This window comes from Flavobacterium succinicans, from assembly GCF_001662485.1.
Lineage (GTDB): Bacteria > Bacteroidota > Bacteroidia > Flavobacteriales > Flavobacteriaceae > Flavobacterium > Flavobacterium succinicans_A.
Window position 1 is genome coordinate 135,099 of record NZ_JMTM01000060.1, and the last position, 19,271, is coordinate 154,369.

At 33.8% G+C, this 19,271-nt stretch carries 10 protein-coding genes; 3 read left to right on the top strand and 7 right to left on the bottom strand.

Annotation, left to right across the window (positions count from 1 at the left end):
- Positions 1-32 precede the first annotated feature (32 nt).
- The 3 genes from FLB_RS10900 to FLB_RS10910 all read right to left on the bottom strand — a co-directional run bounded on the left by FLB_RS10900 (position 33) and on the right by FLB_RS10910 (position 10,718).
- On the bottom strand, positions 33-3,902 hold the full coding sequence (locus FLB_RS10900) for a T9SS type A sorting domain-containing protein (protein WP_064715987.1): 3,870 nt from the start codon (positions 3,900-3,902) through the stop codon (positions 33-35).
- A gap of 384 nt (positions 3,903-4,286) precedes the next feature.
- On the bottom strand, positions 4,287-4,979 hold the full coding sequence (locus tag FLB_RS10905; protein ID WP_064715988.1) for a SusE domain-containing protein: 693 nt from the start codon (positions 4,977-4,979) through the stop codon (positions 4,287-4,289).
- A gap of 3 nt (positions 4,980-4,982) precedes the next feature.
- Entirely contained in the window at positions 4,983-10,718 is a 5,736-nt protein-coding gene (locus FLB_RS10910; RefSeq protein ID WP_064715989.1) for a T9SS type A sorting domain-containing protein, read from the bottom strand.
- Positions 10,719-10,927: 209 nt separating this feature from the next.
- Here FLB_RS10910 and FLB_RS10915 point away from each other — a divergent pair, with 209 nt between their 5' ends.
- Positions 10,928-12,526 carry a S8 family peptidase gene (locus FLB_RS10915; protein WP_064715990.1) on the top strand — a complete coding sequence of 533 codons (1,599 nt, stop codon included), beginning with the start codon at positions 10,928-10,930 and terminating at the stop codon, positions 12,524-12,526.
- A 33-nt stretch (positions 12,527-12,559) separates the two neighbouring features.
- Entirely contained in the window at positions 12,560-14,434 is a 1,875-nt protein-coding gene (locus FLB_RS10920) for a M1 family metallopeptidase (RefSeq protein WP_064715991.1), read from the top strand.
- Positions 14,435-14,562: 128 nt separating this feature from the next.
- Here the strand turns inward: FLB_RS10920 and FLB_RS10925 are convergent, their stop codons facing one another.
- Positions 14,563-15,330 (bottom strand): MBL fold metallo-hydrolase, encoded by a 768-nt coding sequence (locus tag FLB_RS10925; RefSeq protein WP_064715992.1) that lies wholly within the window; start codon positions 15,328-15,330, stop codon positions 14,563-14,565.
- A gap of 164 nt (positions 15,331-15,494) precedes the next feature.
- Between FLB_RS10925 and FLB_RS10930 the strand changes: the two genes are divergently transcribed.
- A complete protein-coding gene (locus FLB_RS10930; protein WP_064715993.1) occupies positions 15,495-16,160 on the top strand; it encodes an MBL fold metallo-hydrolase in 666 nt (221 codons plus the stop codon).
- A 1-nt stretch (position 16,161) separates the two neighbouring features.
- On the opposite strand, the gene FLB_RS10935 is transcribed toward FLB_RS10930, so the two are convergent.
- The 3 genes from FLB_RS10935 to FLB_RS10945 form a co-directional block, all read right to left on the bottom strand.
- Positions 16,162-16,737: a Crp/Fnr family transcriptional regulator gene (locus FLB_RS10935; protein ID WP_064716094.1), complete on the bottom strand. Its 576-nt coding sequence runs from the start codon at positions 16,735-16,737 to the stop codon at positions 16,162-16,164.
- Positions 16,738-16,989: 252 nt separating this feature from the next.
- Entirely contained in the window at positions 16,990-17,535 is a 546-nt protein-coding gene (locus tag FLB_RS10940) for a hypothetical protein (RefSeq protein WP_064715994.1), read from the bottom strand.
- 178 nt (positions 17,536-17,713) lie between these two features.
- Positions 17,714-19,078, bottom strand: a complete 1,365-nt coding sequence (locus FLB_RS10945; protein ID WP_064715995.1) for a flavin monoamine oxidase family protein — start codon at positions 19,076-19,078, stop codon at positions 17,714-17,716.
- Between the last annotated feature and the right edge of the window lie 193 nt (positions 19,079-19,271).

The following is a 19,271-nucleotide window of genomic DNA, read 5'->3' on the forward strand; positions in this document are numbered from 1 at the left end:
AAATAGCCTTTTTTATAAGGATTAGTGAGATTTTATTCCACTATTACTTTTCTAACAGTAGTTTCTCCTTCACTTTCTATGTACATATAGTAAATTCCTTTTGGAAATTGTTCCAAATTAGCCGAAGCACTAGTGCCATTACTATTAAACGGAACGTTCATGATTTTACCTAAAGCATCATACACCACCACTTTGCTAACTGAAACATTATCAATGAATAGCGCACCTTTTGTTGGATTAGGATACACACTTAGTTTTTCAAAAACAATATCCGAAGTAGATAGACTAGAGCACGAATTAGAGTACTTTGCTGTAGCATCCTTTATCTTAGACCAATTTGCATTTGAATAGTTTTCATCATCTACTTGTATACAGCTAAGATTATTCAAGTACAAGAAAGAAGAGGCTAGACTTGAATTGGTTTTACTAGTGCTGGTTGGGGTAATAAAATTAGAGTTATTACCATTTTGCAGATTTAAAGAACTAAGTGGATTAAAAACAATAAACACTAAAGTTAAGTTTTTGTTTTTAGAAAGGTCTAAACTAGTTAACTCGTTATTAGCTGCGTTTATTGTTTTTAACAGGACATTTTTAGATACATCTAGTACTGTTATTTTATTTAAGTAACAATAAAGTTCGAGAAGTTTAGCGTTATTTGATAAATCTAAACTAATTATGTTGTTATTACCACATTCTAACCATTCTAAATCGATTAAATTTTTAGTATCCAAACTTATCAATTTGTTTCCACCAATATATAGTAATCTGATTAAATTGTTGTTTGATAAGTCAATAGTAGTCAAATTGTTTCGTTCAGAAGATAAAAATAATAATTGGGTATTTTTAGATAAATCTAGGCTAGGAATTTGATTAATGGAACACTGTAAGTTAACTAGTTTAGTGTTATTTGTTACATCCAATGCCGTTAATTGGTTTTCATAGATGCCTAATTTGGTTAACATTTTGTTTTTACTAACATCTATTGATTTTATTTTGTTAGAATTACACTCCAATTGAACCAAAGCTCCAAAATCTTCAATACCAGTTAGATCTGATATATCACTTGCACTAACATCTAAATTAGTAATTTTATAGATGTTTGCTGTTAGTACTTTACCATCTGGTGTTCCAGAATCATATCCTAGTTCAATTAACTTCTTTTCAAAATTTACATCAGGAATACTAGTAAACTGTGTACAACTATAATCGTTGTATGTTGCAGTGGCGTCTTTAGAAGAAGCCCAGTTAGTATCTGAATACCATTTGTTATCAACTAGTATACAGGTTAAATTAGGATTTCCTTTAGTTAAATAGTAAAGCGCCTTAGTATTGTATCCATTTTTTAAATTCAAACTAGTTAAAAGATTGTCTTTTACATTTAAGTCTGCAAGTACTTTATTGGCAGACACATCAAATTTTTGTAAACTGTTTTTATTAGCCTGAATAATAGTTAATAAGGTGTTTTTACTGACGTCCAAAGCGGTCAATTTATTAAAATGACAATAGAGTTCAGTTAGTTTTACATTTTGAGTTACGTTTAATTGTGTTAAACTATTATAGCCACAATCAAGAAACTCTAAATTTTTAAAATCTTGTATTCCAGTCAAATCTTTAATTTCCGCCATTTGTAAATTAATCGATTTTAAGTATTCGATACTGGTAGTTTTTACTTTTCCGTTTTTACCGTCATTATCAATCCCTAAAGCAATTAATTTTTCTTCAAATTTAACATCGGGAATAGTGGTATAAACAACCGTAGAAGAACAGTTTAACGAATAGTCAGCTGTTGCATCTTTTTGTGTAAAATTATCTACTGCATAAGCAACATCATCCACTAAAATACAAGAAAGACCACTATTATTTCTAGTATCTAGCATAGACAATATCGTGTTTTTACCATTTTTCAAGTTCAAGCTAGTCAACACATTGTCTTTGCAAATTAATGTTTCTAAAAGTACATTCTTAGAAAGGTCTAAGCTAGCAATTTTATTATTTCTAGCACTTAGCGTTTTAAGTAGTACGTTCTTGCTTACATTCAAAACCGCTATCTGATTGTCAAAACAAGCCAAATAAGAAAGGTTTACGTTTTTGGAAACATCAAGCGTGGTAATTAAATTATTGTTGCAATAAAGCTCTGTTAAAGCGATGTTTTTACTAAGATCAATAGTGGTAAGTTCATTAGCGTTACATATCAGAGTTTTTAGTGCTTTAAAATCTTGAATTCCCGTTAAGTCTTTAATCCCAGCATTAATTACACTAAGATCCGTAAGTGTTTCTATGCTTGCTGTTTTTACTTTTCCGTTTTTACCATCGGTATCGATATTAAGTAGGATTAATGTATCCTCAAATCTTGGGTCAGGAATCAAAGTATAAGGGGTACAATCGGTTGCATTAAAAGAAGCGGTAGCATCTTTTTTAGTCGACCAATTAGCATTAGCATAGGTCTCATCATCTACTAAAATACACTTTAGATTAGGGTTGCCTACAAGATTAATTGAATTCGTTGTTATTAGTGTGTTTTTACCATTTTTGAGATTCAAACTGGTTAATAGATTAGTATTGCAAGCAAACAATTTTAAACCCGAGTTTTTAGACAGGTCTAAAGTGGTTAGTTGATTTGAACTTACCACAAGCCATTCTATAGCTAAGTTTTTAGACAAATCCAAAGTGGTCATCTGATTATTTGAACAAAATAAAACTTTAAGGGCATTAGAATTGGTAAGGTTTAATCCAGTCAATTTGTTACTAGCGCAATTTAAGTCTGTTAATACTGTATTTTTAGTAATATCTAAAGTTGAAATAGTATTATTGAAAAAATCCAAATTAGTTAATGCGATATTTTTTGTAACATCAATAGCGGTTAATTTGTTAGAACCGCAACTAAGACTGAATAAAGCACTATTTTTTGTTACGTCAATTGACGTTAATTGATTAGAAGAACAAGACAACCATTTTAAAGCAGTATTGAAGGAAACATTTATCGTCGTTAATAAGTTACTGCTGCAGTCTAAGGAACTTAATACAATATTTTTTGAAATATCAATTGCTGTTAATTGATTAGAATAGCAAATTAGCTCAGTTAAAGCCACATTTTTAGAAACATCTAAGTTGCCTATTTTGTTATTATTACAATTAAGAGTAGTTAAAGCTATATTTTTAGTTATATCTAAGCTAGTTAAACCATTCCCGTTACAATATAAGGTTTTTAACGATACAAAATCTTGAATACCTGTTAAGTTGGTAATTGAACTCGATGACACATTCAAAATGGTTATTTTATTAATCTTATCAGTCAACACCTTACCATCAGGAGTACCAGAGTCGTGTCCTAGTGCAATTAATTTTTTCTCGAAATTTAAATCTGGAATTAAAGTATATTGTGGTCCTAGAGTAGCCACATCAATTACAGACACATTATCTACTAAGATTTCGGAGTCACCATTACCACTATTAAAAATTTCAACTTCAATATTTTCACTTACAGTTGGTGAAAAGTCAAATTCAATTTTGCGCCACTCAGTACTAGAAATGATGTCATCTGATTTATTAGTGATTTCTTCCTTAAAAGTACCTGGTTTATGGTACAACGTGAGTCGAATGTCAGAAAATGAACCCGAAACAAGTTTGTGATACATCGAAACACGATAGGTCTTGCCCGCTACAACCGGAAATAACTCACTGTTCATGAAGTTAAAGATTCCAGCTTTAATTTGCATTTTGGCACTCGAGCTACCATTTTGTGCCATAGCATTTTGGGAAACTAATCCGTTAGAAAATTTAAACCAATTATCTGGTTGTGAAGAGTTTGTCCAGTTTTCGAAATCACCATTGGGCACCAAATTGGTTTGGGCTTGTAAGGTAATCGTCAAAAACAAAAACAACAAAAGTAATTTTGTTTTCATATAAAAAGGGGTTTGTAATAAAGTACTGCAAGTTTATAAAATCCCTTTTGTTTTAGCTAAAAATTTATTAGGAATAATCAATCTTTTTTTGTTTTGCAAATTTTATGGGTTTTAAATCTACTTTGATCACAAAAACAGTCAACAATTGCTCCGTTAGTCGCATATAGATTTGGCTATAGTCAGTATTCTGAGAAAAAGTGTCGAAAAAATGTACGTAGAGTTAATCAAAGAGGCAAAAGAGGAGATAGTTTTTGCAGGAATTAAATATTTTGTTTAAAAGCCGTTTTTACATGTGAAGAGGTCTTGTAAACGATTATTTGGATATAAAAAAAGCCCCGTTTTCTTATATTGAAAACGGGGCTTTTGTACTAAAAAAGGGAAAGATTAATTGGTTTTAAACTTCCAAACTTGTCCAGTGGTTTCTCCACCTTTGTTGTCTTTAACAACTACTTTCCAAAAATATTCCTTGGTAGGTTCCAAGGTAACATCAAATGATTTTGTAGCACTATTTTCCTTGATTTTTGTTGTAGGATTTGCAGTGGTTCCAAAATAGATATCATAGGTCAAAACATCTGTGGCATCAACATCAGTAGCGTTCCATTTTAGTGTAGTGCTTGAAGTATTCAACACCACATTTTGAGTAGGTGCCACCAACTCAGGCACAAATGGAAGGTGATTGATTACAGCATCTCCTGAAGTGTAAAACTTATAGGTTGATGAATACGCACTAGAAAGGCCTTTGCTATCTGTCGATTTAAGCCTCCAATAATAAGCGGTATTTTTTTCTAAGTTGACGCTTTTACTTAAGCCCTGAACATCCTCGGTTTTCACTATTTGAGTGAACTGGTTGTCTTTGGCGACTTGTAATTGATAAGTGATTACATCGTTGTTTGCATCGGTTGCAGCACTCCATTCAAAAACAACTGCTGTGTTCAAACAAAGTTTGTTGTCAGAAGGTGCTACCAATGCAGGTACTGTGGGTGCGGTGTTTTTAACTTCGGGTTTGTCGTCACCGCCACCGCTACTACAAGCAGCGATTATGAGGCTAACGATTGATAAATATACTAAACGTTTCATTTTTTATTTTTTAATAATTTTTACATAAATAGGTTGGTCAAACTCCACTTTAGTCATATAAATTCCTGCAGGTTGATTCTCCAGTGACAATTGAACTTTTCCATTTTCAACGGTATATATTTTATTAGAGATCAATTGACCATCTAATGCATAAATACTGATGCTAACCTCTTTGTTGGTCGCAGGTATTTCTATTTCAAAAGCTCCAGAAGTTGGGTTTGGGAAAGCAGAAATTGTACCCGTTAATGTAGCAATGTCTTTCGCATAAATTCCTTCGCAAGCTTTGGCAGTTTTAACCTCCAATAGACCGCCTGTTTTTGCGTCTACAGTAAAAGAAGTAGCATTGGTCTCAAATTGTTCTACTCCGTTCAAGAAAACAGTATATGGAGCCGTTCCTGTAGCAATTTCAACCGCTACTTTCTCTGCTGCCACACTTGATTTTCCTGTTATAGTCGCTCCTTTAGGAATAACGATAGTAAAAATTTGCTCGAACGTTTCACCAGGAATAGTAATGGTTACTTTATAAGTCCCAGGTGCGAGATTGGTTACTTTTAAACTGTTATTGGTAAAAGTGTAGGCAGTTGTATTTATAGTTGCTTTATACCCATAGGCTGCTGTTGCAGTAATGTTAATTTCGCCATTATTTGTATTAAGGCAAGTTTCTCCTTTAGATTCAATAGCAAAATTGTTTGAAGGTAAACTAAATTTACAATCTGTACTATAACTTGCCGTTGCATCTTTGTACGTTGCCCATTTGGTATTAGAATAATTGACATCGTCAACTTCTATACAAGTTAAAACGGGGTTGTTGGTAAAGTTCTTTACAAACATCATCCCGGCTCCAAATGCATTATTACCATTTCTTAGATTTAAACTTTTCAATTTATTGTAAGAACAATCAATCGTGGTGATTTTTACATTTTTAGACAAATCAAGTGTACTAAGTAAATTGTTGTTACATACAATAGATTCAAGTTTTGTATTATTAGTAACGTTTAATTGTTCTAGTAAATTTTGACTAGTGGATAAAGATTGTAATTGAGTATTCTTAGAAACATCTAACGTTTTCAATTGATTTGTGCTGCAACTTAGTGATGTTAGAGTTGTATTCTTCGTAACATCCAACGCAGACAATTTATTTGAATTACATGACAATTCCGTTAGATTTTTGTTTAGAGAAACATTTAACGTGCTTAATTCATTGTTACTGCAGTATAAAGTCTTTAAGTTAATATTCTTGGTAACATCTAAACTTGTTAGCTTATTATTGGAACAATCTAAAGACAGTAAGACTTCATTTTTAGCTAAATTAATGGTAGTTAAACCATTAGTGTCACAAACTAACTCAGTTAAACTATTAAAATCTTCAATTCCAGTCAAATTGGTTATTGAGCTATTTGAAACATTTAATTTAGTTAGTGAAACAATATTAGAAGTTATAACTTTTCCATTTTTCCCATCGGTATCAATTCCTAAATCTATTAATTTTTGTTCAAAATTAGTATCTGGGATTAGTGTATACAGTGTACAATCCGTGGCATTAAAAGAGGCAGAAGCATCTTTTTTGGTAGCCCAATTAGCCGTAGCATAGGTTACATCATCCACCAAAATACATTTTAGATTTGGGTTTGATCTTAAATCTATTGAATTCGTTGTTATTAAAGTGTTTTTACCATTTTTGAGATTTATAGTAAGAAACTTGTTGTTTCTTACATCAAGCGAAGTTAAAGCCACATTTTTAGAAAGGTCTAGCGTGGTTAATTGGTTAGTTTCACAATCAAGTGAAGTTAAAGCCACATTTTTAGAAAGATCTAGCGTGGTTAATTGGTTAGTATAACAAGTAAGTGTTATTAAACTCAGATTTTTAGAAAGGTCCAGCGTGGTTAATTGGTTGCTATAACACTTAAGATCTTCTAAAGCCACATTTTTAGAAAGATCTAGAGTGGTTAATTTGTTTCTGTCACAATAAAGTATTTTTAAAGCTTCATTTATAGAAATGTCAAGTGAGCTTATTTGGTTACTACTACAATAAAGATTTTCTAAAGCCACATTTTTAGAAAGGTCTAGTGAGGTTAATTGGTTGTCACTACAATAAAGTAAATTTAAACTTACGTTTTTGAAAATCTCTAAGGTGGTTAATTTGTTGGTATGACAAGAAAGAGTTGTTAAAGCCACATTTTTAGAAACATCCAGCGTGGTTAGCTGATTGCTATTACAATATAGTTTTTGTAAAGCCACATTTTTAGTTATATCTAAGCTGGTTAAACCATTACTGTAACAGTATAAGGTTTTTAACGCTACAAAATCTTGAATTCCTGTTAAGTTGGTAATCCCACTATTATTTACATCAAGTGCGGTTATGCCAGCTATACTTTCAGTTTTCACTTTACCATTTTTACCATCTTTATCAATCCCTAGTGCGATCAATTTATCTTCAAATTTAGCATCTGGAATTAAAGTGAATATAGTACAATCTAAACTAAAACTTGCGGTAGCATCTTTGGTAGTGTTCCATTTTTCAGCAGCAGCAATATCCGCTACTTGGATACAAGTTAAACTTGAATTATTAGAACAATTTAAAGTAGCAATCGTGGTGTTTTTAGAGAGATCTACTTTTTTCAATTGATTTCCTGAACAATTTAAAGTAGTCAAGGCTTTAAAACCCTCGATACCTTTTAAATCGATAATGCCACTGTTACTAACATCTAATGTAGTTAAAGTTGCTATACTTGAGTTCAAGATTACACCATTTTTCCCATCCGTATCAATGCCTAATGCAATGAGTTTGTCTTCAAATTTAGTATCAGCTATTTGTGTTGTTAAGCTACATTCATATGGAGAGAAAAAAGCAAGAGTATCTTTTCTACCCGCCCAATTGGTGTTGGCATAGGCAACATCGTCTACCACGATACAGTTTAGATTCGGGTTTTTAGAAAGGTTTATTTTATCGGACTTGATTAAAGTGTTATTACCATTTTTAAGGTTCAAACTGCTTAGTTTGTTTTCGGAACAATAAAGTGTGGTTAAAGCCACATTTTTAGAAAGATCTAGCGTGGTTATTTGATTAAGTGTACAATAAAGTGTATTTAAAGCTACATTTTTAGAAACGTCCAGTGAGCTTATTTGGTTGGGACCACAATTTAGTGTCGTTAAAGCCACATTTTTTGAAACATCCAACGAGGTTAATTTGTTATTTTGACATTCAAGCCTTTCTAAAGCCACATTATTAGAAAGATTAAGTGTGGTTAATTGGTTGGTTTCACAATCAAGCCTTTCTAAAGCCACATTATTAGAAAGATCAAGTGTGGTTAATTGGTTGGTTTCACAATCAAGAGATTTTAAAGCCGCATTTTTAGAAAGATCAAGCGTGGTTAATTGATTATTATTACAATAAAGCTCTATTAAAGGCACATTTTTAGAAAGATCTAGTGTGGTTAATTTGTTGTAATAAATGACTAGTCTCGTTAAAGCCACATTTTTAGAAACATCCAGTGTGGTTAATTGATTATTATAACAAGAAAGATATGTTAGATCCACATTTCTAGAAAGATCTAATGTGGTTAATTTATTGCTATTACATGATAAATCTTGTAAAGCTACATTTTTAGTTATATCTAAGCTGGTTAAACCATTACTGCCACAACTCAAGGTTTTTAACGCTACAAAATTTTGAATTCCTGTTAAGTTGGTTATCCCACTATTATTTACATCAAGTACAGTTATGCCCGCTATACTTTGGGTGGCCACTTTGCCGTTTTTACCATCTTTATCAATCCCTAGTGCGATCAATTTATCTTCAAATTTACCGTCAGGAATTAACGTGTAAATAGTACAATCTAAACTAAAACTTGCTGTAGCATCTTTGGTAGTGTTCCATTTTTCAGCAGCAGCAATATCAGCTACCTGTATACAAGTTAAACTTGAATTATTAGCACAATTTAAAATTGCTATCGTGGTGTTTTTGGATAGATCTAATTTTTTCAATTGATTTCCAGAACAATTTAAAGTAGTCAAAGCTTTAAACCCTTCGATGCCTTTTAAATCTAAAATACCACTATTAGCAACGTCTAATGTAGTTATAGTTGCAATACTTGAACTTAAGACTACACCATTTTTACCATCAGTGTCAATGCCTAAAGCAATGAGTTTGTCTTCAAATTTAGCATCAGCTATTTGTGTTGTTAAGCTACAATCATAAGGTGAGAAAAAAGCAAAAGAATCTTTCTTATTTGCCCAATTGGTATTGGTATAGGTAGCATCATCCACCAAAATACAGCTTAGATTCGGATTGGATGAAAGAAATATATTTGAATTAGTTAGTAAAGTGTTATTACCATTTTTAAGGTTCAAACTGCTTAGTTTGTTTTCAGAACAATTAAGTGTGGTTAAAGCTATATTTTTAGATAGATCAAGGGTAGTTAATGCATTGTTGCTACAATAAAGATATTTTAAAGCCACATTTTTAGAAAGGTCTAGTGTGGTTAATTGATTTATAGGACAATAAAGTTCCTTTAAAGCCACATTTGTAGAAAGATCTAGCGTGTTTAATTTATTGGTAGTACAAGCAAGATATGATAAAGCCACATTTTTAGAGAGATCTATTGTGGTTAATTGGTTATTATAACAAGAAAGTGTATTTAAAGCTACATTTTTAGAAAGGTCTAGTGTGGTTAATTGATTGCCAGAACAATAAAGTTCCTTTAAAGCCACATTTTTTGAAAGATCTAGTGTGTTTAATTTATTGTTAGTACAAGCAAGATATGATAAAGCCACATTTTTAGAGAGATCTAGTGTGGTTAATTGGTTATTAGAACAAGAAAGTGTATTTAAAGCTACATTATTAGAAACATCCAATGCAGTAACCCCATTTGTAGAAATATTTAATGAGGTTAGTAGCACGTTTTTCGAGATGTCTATAGTTTTTAGTTTATTTGCAGAAACATTTAAACTTGTTAATGCCCGGTTATTTGAGACATCCAGTTTTGTTAATAGACCATCTCCGCCACTGGAAGACCAACTATTACTAGTGCAATTCAATGTTTTTAAAGCTACAAAATCCTCAATACCAGTTATATCTGCTATGATTTTTGCGTCAAGAGTGAGTGATGTTACAGCCTTTATATTCGACGTCAATACTTTGCCATCAGGAGTACCTGAATCGTAACCTAATGCAATCAATTTTTTCTCAAAATTTACATCAGGGATTAAGGTATAGGCAGCGCCAATTGTAGCCGCATCAACCACCGAAACATTATCAACTAATATTTCTGAGTTCAGCGTACCGGTTGTCCAAATATCCACTTCGATAGATTCGCTTACGGTTGGGGTGTAGTCAAATTCTAATTTACGCCATTCGGTGCTGGATGTTACCGCAGTTGTTTTTTTAGCAATTTCTTCTTTAAAAGTGCCTGGTTTGTGATACAAACTTAGGTCAATGGCCGAAAAAGTACCCGTAACCAGTTTGTGATACATCGTAATGCGATACGTTTTACCGGCTACAACCGGAAAAAATTCACTGTTGATGAAGTTAAAGGTACCGCTAGTAATTTGCATTTTGGTACTCGAACTTCCATTTTGAGCAGAAGTGCTTTGGAATACTAATCCGTTAAAAGATCTGAACCATTTGTCTGGTTGTGAGGAAGATGTCCAGTTTTCGAAATCACCATTGGGCACCAAATTGGTTTGGGCCTGCAAGGTAATCGTCAAAAACAAAAACAACAAAAGTAATTTTGTTTTCATATAAAAAGGGGTTTGTAATAAAGTACTGCAAGTTTATAAAATCCCTTTTGTTTGAACTAATGAATTGATTGTTAATAATCATTTTTTTTATTTTGTAAGTTTTATGGGGTTTATAGCTGCTTTTCTCATAAAAAACAGCCAATAATTGCACGCTATCTAATTCACTTCTCTTATTTTTGGAAAGAATTAGTAATCGTAAAATACTATCTATGAAAAAGAAACTATACACCCAATGGGCTTTGGCAGTTGCTTTGGCCTTTTGTTTATCAGGAAATGCACAGACATTTACTGGAAAAAAAGGAAAATTAACCGAGCAACAATTGCAGCGTTGGTCGCATTTAGATTTGGCTACAGACAGCATTCCGGGGATGAGTGTCGACAAAATGTACGCGGAGTTAATCAAAGATAAAAAAGGAAAAAAAGTCATTGTAGGTATCATTGATTCTGGAGTGGATATTGAGCACGAAGACCTGAAATCAGTGCTTTGGACCAACAAAAAAGAAATTGCTAGCAACGGTATTGACGATGATAAGAATGGGTTTATCGACGATGTACACGGTTGGAATTTCTTGGGCAACGATTTGCACGAAACCTTAGAAATGACACGTATTGTGAAAAAAGGTGACGATGGTTCCGCTACTTACAAGCAAGCCAAAGCTGCTTATGACAAAAAATATGCAGAGGCCATGCAAGGCAAGCAACAAGTCGATTTTCTTATCAACGTTGACAAAGTTGTTCAAAAGCATTTGCAAAAAGCGGTATATACGCTAGATGAAGTAAAAGCTATCGCAACTACCGAGCCTGAGTTGACCAATGCGAAAGCCGTGATGACTCAAATTTTGGCCAATGCCGCTGGTGCCGATTTTTCTGCACAATTGGAGGAGTACCGTAAGTATGTGTACGATCAATTGAACTACAATTTGAATTTGGAGTTAGACGGACGTAAAGTGGTTGGAGACAATCCAGACGATATCAAAAACACCAAGTACGGGAACAACATTGTTTTTGGTCCAGACAAAGAAGAGGCTTTACACGGGACTCACGTTGCAGGGATTGTTGCACAATCAAGAAACAATAATTTAGGCGGAGATGGAATTGCCAATAATGTTGAAATTATGACCATTCGTGCCGTTCCAGATGGAGATGAATATGACAAAGACATTGCTTTGGCTATTCGTTATGCAGTAGACAATGGCGCGAAAGTCATCAACGGAAGTTTTGGAAAAAGTTTTTCACCACACAAGCAATGGGTGTATGACGCTATCAAATATGCTGAGAAAAAAGATGTACTTTTTGTGCACGCAGCGGGCAATGACGGACTTAATATCGATTTAGCCGAAAATGCTAATTTCCCGAATGATTCAGATGATAACAAAATAGAGTTTGCTTCGAATGTAATCACAGTAGGCGCTTTAAACTATAATTATGGCGAAGGAGTCATTGCTTCTTTTTCTAATTATGGCGCTTTCAATGTAGACGTTTTTGCCCCAGGGGAAGAAATCTATGCGACCATCCCGAATAACAAATACAAATATTTGCAAGGAACTTCTATGGCTTCACCAAATGTAGCGGGTGTAGCGGCAATGATTCGTTCTTATTTCCCAAATTTATCGGCTAAGCAAGTAAAACAAATCTTGATGAGTTCTGGAACTCCATTACCATCAAAAGTAGTTGTTGGCGAAAAGAAGGAATTGAAAAACGCTTCCGAAGTAGGCAAATCGGCTGCAATGGTTAATGCTTACAATGCTTTTAAAATGGCAGAGCAATTGAGTAAAAACCCAAAAGCAAAATTGAAAATCCAAGGATAAAACCTTGAACATATTAATCATAAAGTTATTCGAATGAAAAAAATAGTTTTAGTCTCCATTTTACTTACCAATTTTGGATGGCTTTCGGCTCAGAACACTGGGTATTGGCAACAGCACGTCGATTACAAAATGGAGGTGTCGATGGATGTGAAAACCTATCAATACAAAGGGAAACAAGAATTGGTGTACACCAATAATTCGCCTGAGACCTTGACTAGAGTTTTCTATCATTTGTATCCCAATGCTTTTTCACCTGGAAGCGAAATGGATGCTAGAATCCAAAGCATCAAAGATCCTGATGCGCGTATGGTGCACAAAGCCACGGTAAATGGAGTGGAAACCAAACAAAGCCGCATCAAAGATTTGAAACCCAACGAAATTGGTTTTTTGCATATTGCTAATTTAAAACAAGATGGAGTAGCGGCTACGGCAAAAGAAGTAGGAACGATACTCGAAGTTACTTTGGCCAAGCCTTTATTACCAGGTGCAAAAACCATTTTCACACTGGATTTTGAAGGACAAGTACCCGTACAAGTGCGTCGTTTAGGACGTAATAATAAAGAAGGTGTCGAATTATCGATGACGCAATGGTACCCAAAAATGGCCGAATTCGATTTTGAAGGTTGGCACGCCGATCCTTATATCGCTCGTGAATTTCACGGCGTTTGGGGAAATTTTGATGTAAAAATCACAATCGATAAAGACTATGTTTTAGGAGGTTCAGGCTATTTACAAAACAAAAATCAAATTGGATTTGGGTATCAAGATAAAGGAGTTACCGTTCCTATGAATAAAAAACAAAAGAAACGTACTTGGCATTTCTACGCTCCTGAAGTGCATGATTTTGCTTGGGCAGCCGACAAGAATTTTTTACACGATGTGGTCAAAGGACCTAACAATGTCGATTTGCATTTCATTTATAAAAACAATCCAAAGATTATTGCAAACTGGAAAGCCTTGCAACCCAAAACTGTTGAGTTGATGAAAGTCTACAATGAAACCGTTGGCAACTATCCTTACAAGCAATATTCTGTAATTCAGGGTGGCGACGGCGGAATGGAATACGCCATGTGTACTTTGATTTTAGGCGAAGGGACTTTCGAAGGTTTATTGGGAGTTACCGGTCACGAAATGGCGCATTCTTGGTTCCAACACGTTTTGGCGTCTAATGAATCCAAACACGGATGGATGGACGAAGGTTTTACCTCGTTTTTAGAAGATTTTGGTCTGAATGCCATTTCCGAGAAACCCGTTGAAAATCCTTTTATCAATGCCTACAAAGGCTATATATCTATGGCCAATTCTGGAGAAGAGCAACCGCAAAGTACGCACGCCGATCGTTTCGACAAAAACCGTTGGTATAGCATTACTTCTTACAGCAAAGGCGAAGTTTTCTTAACGCAATTGAGTTATTTGATTGGGAAAGACAACTTATTGAAAACCCTAAAAAAGTACTATCAAGACTTTCAATTCAAACATCCAACGCCAAATGACATCAAAAGAAGCGCAGAACGCATTTCTGGCGCCAATTTGGACTGGTATTTGACCGATTGGACCCAAACTACCAATACGATTGATTACGCCATAAAAGAAGCCAAAGAAGCCGCCGACAAAACTGTGGTGACTTTAGAACGCATCGGGCGTATGCCAATGCCTATCGATTTGTATGTAGAATACACCGATGGCACTACCGAAAGCTTCTACATTCCGTTGCGAATGATGAGTTTTGAAAAAGAAAATCCAACGCCAGCCATCAAAAGAACGGTGGCCAAAGATTGGGCTTGGGCGTATCCAACGTATGAATTAACGATTGGCAAACCCAAATCAGCCATCAAAAAAATTACCATCGATCCTAGTGGTTTACTAGCCGATGTAAAACCCGCCAACAACATTTTGGACGTAAAATAATTTTTTCGAAATACCTAAAAAAGTCTAGTGAAAGCTAGACTTTTTTTTATCCTTTTACCCTTTCAGAGTTTAAAACTCTGAAAGGGTTGTTTGGTTATCGCTACGGTTTGCTATAGTGATCGTTTTTGCTAATACGTGATACTTTCTCCATCATTTGGAATAAAAACCTTGTTAGAAAGGCCAATTTTTGAAAGCTCAGTTTTTAATTGTTCTCGTGTGGTTGGGCAATGATTTACGGCTTCTAGATGATTTGCGATTACTTGGTTTGGTGCGTTTTTAACGAATTTTAAAATATCATCCATTCGCATTAATAACGGTTGAAAAAGATCTAATTGAGCCGAACCACAAGCTACAACAGAGATTTCAGGTTTTAATTGTGTCAAAACTTGGTGTACGTCATCGGTATAAATGGTGTCAGCACTTAAATAAAGTGATTTTTCATTGGGTAATGCTATGTAAAAGCCCATAACATTCCCCATTGGTTTTGCCACAAATCCATAGCCGTGTGCGGCTGGAATACCTTGAATTTTTCCACCTAAAAATGTGGTTTCTTTCCAATAGTCAACCGTTTGGGTTACGTTGAGCCCTCTTTTTCTTACTATGGCTTCGTCTTTTACACTGCAAATAACAGGAATTTGTCTAGTACGAAGAAAGTTCTCCGCTTCCTTGTCCAAATGGTCTGGATGCAGATGAGTAAGCAAGCAATGGGTTGTTTTTTCAACGATAGACATTGCATTAGTTGGCAAATCTACAATAGGATTTCGTTGTGGTTTAAAACGAAAAAGGGTAAATGTGGGTCCTGCTGTTCCTTTTTTTCCCAGCATTGGGTCAACTAAAATAACTTTATCTCCGGATTCTATGACCAAAGTTGCATTTCGTAAATGATGTATTTTCATTGTTTTATAGTTTAAATTGAACGACAAAGTTCCTCATTGTAAAAGTGTTTTCCATTGATTGAAATCAAGAAATCAAAAAAGGTGAAGTTGTAAACGAAATTGATTTGAATCAATGCAAATCATTTTGTTCAGTACTATTTTTGCCACAATAAAATTTAAAAAAAATGAATTATAAAGTTGAAGCAATCTCAAATTCTATTTTTGCAACAAATTCGTATTTAATAATTGATCATCAAAAAAATGCGCTACTTGTAGATCCAAGTTTTGATCCTATAGCAATCCAAAGAAGAATTGAGATTTTAGGCTTAAAAGTAGTAGGTATATTGGTAACACATGCGCATCAAGATCATATTTTTAGCGTGAAGTATTTTATGGATTTATACAGCGTAGCGGTCTGGGCTTCAGAAAAATCAAAAGAATTATTTAATGATCGTGTGCGTAATCTTAGTTTTATAGGTTCAGAACATTTTGGACTAACGGAAACTATTTTGGATATTCCAGTAAATATTTTGGAAGACAATACAACTTATCAAATAGAAAACTTTATTTTCAAAATAGGTATTTATCCAGGACATAGTGTTGGTTGTACCATTTTTGATTTTGGGGAAATGATGTTGACAGGTGATTTTATCTTTAAAGGAACTATCGGGAGAATAGATTGGCCCGGCTCTAATCCTGAGGATATGAAGAACAGTTTGTTGTTATTTAAAGAACGATATAAAGCAATCGATATGACTATATATGCTGGACATAATGATGTTACAACTATTCAAATCGAATTGGCTACGAATATTTTTTTATTGGATCCAAGTCATGTAAAGTTGTTATAGGCTAGGACATTCTTTTTCTAATTCTACTTAATGTTTCGGCTGTAATTCCCAAATAGGAAGCAATGTGATATTGAGGAATTTTTAATAACCAATCGGGTTTTGTCTTCATAATGTCAAGATAAAGTTCTTCAGCAGTATTTACAAAATGGTTAAATTCTTCGGTTTCTTTTTGAATCACAATTCGTTGAAAAATCGTTTCTATAAACAACTTACCACAATTATATTGTTGGGCAAAAATCAGGAATTTCTCTTTAGATAAAACTCTCAGCTCCACATCCGTTAAACATTCTTGATACTTTTTGGTTGCTGTTGCATGGGTAAAGGAAGAAAAATCGGTTATAAAACCAGCATTGGTAAAAAAATTGATGTTTTTTTCTTTGTTGTTGGTTGCATAATATTCTCGGATGATTCCTTGGTCTAAAAATCGAAGTTCATTTTCTACAGCGCCATTTTCTAGGATGATTGCGCCTTTTTGGTATGATTTAATGGCAAAAGTATTTACAAATTCTTCTAGCCCTTCTTTATTAAAAGGAAATTCATTGCTAAAAAACAAGGATAATTTTTCTGCTTTTTTCATTTGGTCTTTAAAGGGGATGCTTCGGTTGGTTTCGGTAAAATTATTGTCAAATTTAAGTTGGCAAATAACAGCGGTTTTCGGTTTTATCAACTATACCAAAAAGTAGTTTTAACTTTATCAACAAGCCGTTGGAATGGTTTTTAAATTCCAGATAACCAATATATAGCCCTCTTTCAGCTTGTTGTTTTAGTCCAATTGAAGTTACTTTAGTAAAGGAAAAACATCGCATTTTGCTTTGGAATTACTATTCAATTATTGAATTTTTTGCTGAGAAAAAGTTCTTAAGTTATTCTTTAAACTTGATGCGCTAGCAAGATTTTGATCAAAATAGATGTCATCAATTTTTAGCCCTCCTTCTGTAATAAGTATGATTCTTTCATTCCAGGGTTTTTGGTCTTTATAAAATTTGTTTGATAATGTTACTAAAACTTCAATATTCTTACCGTTATCATTGATTTTGTTAATCTTATAATCCGTTACGCCTTCATATAACGAGGAAACACTACTACCTTCTCTTAGTAAGGGCTTATCAGATGGGCTATTACTATTAGCAATTCGTTTGGTATCTAATGTAGTTATTGAATCGCATTTTGTATTTAATGCTACAATTTCTTTAGAAAACAGCAGTGTATCTTTTAATGGATATTTAGATTCTCGATCACCAACATACATTTTAGATAACATTGCATTTATTACTTCTTTAGTGTTTTCCTTTTCTGAATCTGTTTTTTCTGATGATTTGTTTTGATTACAAGCGATTAAGCTTATTAAAAATCCAATAGTTACTAGTTTTTTCATTTTGACTTTTTTAAATGTTATTTTATGGAATTCTAGTTGGTTTTTGATAGTGATTATTAAAGAAAGTCTTTTGAAAAACCTTCGTTACTTTTAGCTTGTCTAAAAAGTAGTATAATGCAATAATGTTGAAGTTTTCATTTCAGATCACTTGGCGTACTACTTGTTTTCTATGCCTCTTTTAAAGAAGCGAAATAATTTTGTCAGCTTCTCTAATTCCACTCAAGTAAGCTCCATGAGCTGTTGAAAAATAATCAGCTTCTGTATGTTCTCCTGCAAAAAATACTTTATCGTTTATTTCTTCTGCCAAGTCATCAAAATGTTGCATCGTTGTTCCCACTGCCGTATACGAATAGGCTCCAAATGAATTTTCATTAGACTGCCATTTAGTTCGTAACATCGAAGTCGGGTTTGGAATCCCATTGCCATACATGTCTTTTAAGTGCAACATAATTTCGTTAATCACTTGTGCATCGGTCATAGTTTCTGTTTGTCTAGCATAATCAGCATAGGCAAAAGTCATCAATGCATTTGCATTAGGGTTGATTTTGTGGATATTTACAAAATAATTAAACTTGTCTTTGATGTTTGGTGTGTAAGAAATATATTGCTCATTGCCCCAAAATTTGGTATCCCAAACGAGCAGAAATTTATTTACGCAATTCATCCCTATTTTTTCAATGGCTGTTTGTTTAGCGATTGGCAATGCCGGTACAAATTGAATTGTTCTGGCTTTTAAAACACCCAGCGGGACTGTTACTATTAGATAGTCGGCTTTGCTAACGGTTCCGTTGTGTGTGACTTCTATTTGTGCGTTTGAATAATCAATTTTTGAAACCCTTTGATTGAGTTGAATAGTTAATCCCTTTGCTAAATAATTCGGGATAGTGTCATAGCCATTGGTTGCAATCCTTTCTTCGCCATCAAACTCTTCTCCTTCATCATAAAGAGTTGAAGATAATTTGTCTAAATCGCCCGTGTCGAAGGTTACATAAGTTGAAAGTAGAAATTTCCAAAGACGGTCATTGGCTTTTGTGGGATACAAATTAGTAAATACGGTTTCAAAACTCTGATTGGCATTACCACTTTTCATCATGGAATTTAAGATAGTATAGAGTTCAGTTTCGGCAGTATCATATGTTGTAGAATTTCTTACAATACCACCAATGTCGAACGAAATTCTGCTGTCATCGTTAGTAAATGCTGAGTTCATACCTGCTTGTAGTGCAAGTGTCGTTATTGGGTTGCCGTTGGTCCCATGAATCCAGCTTGCGCCTTCGTCAAAGGCTATTCCCAAAGTCTTATTGGTTCTTAATCGGCCTCCCACTTTGTTTTGAGCCTCTAAAACAACTACATTAAATCCTTGTTCTTTAAGTTTTTTGGCAGCGGCTAGTCCGGATATCCCTGCTCCAATGACAAATACGGTTTTATCATTGGGATTACTAACTTTTTCATTTTTACTGCAAGAACTTGCAAAAATAGAAGGCGCAAGAAACAACATTGGTAATCCTGCAACGGTGTCTTTAATAAATTTTCTTCTTTGCATTTATGAATAGTTACTATTAATTATTTTATTGATTTTGGATCGTACACTTGCCTAATACTGATTTGAGGCTTAACAGTTTGAGGGATTATAAAGTAATGGTTCAATACGACACTTCGCTTTTTGGTATTTTTTTCAATTCAGTTTAAAAAATAATAAACATAATAAATGTCATTTGATTTTTTTATAATGTAAA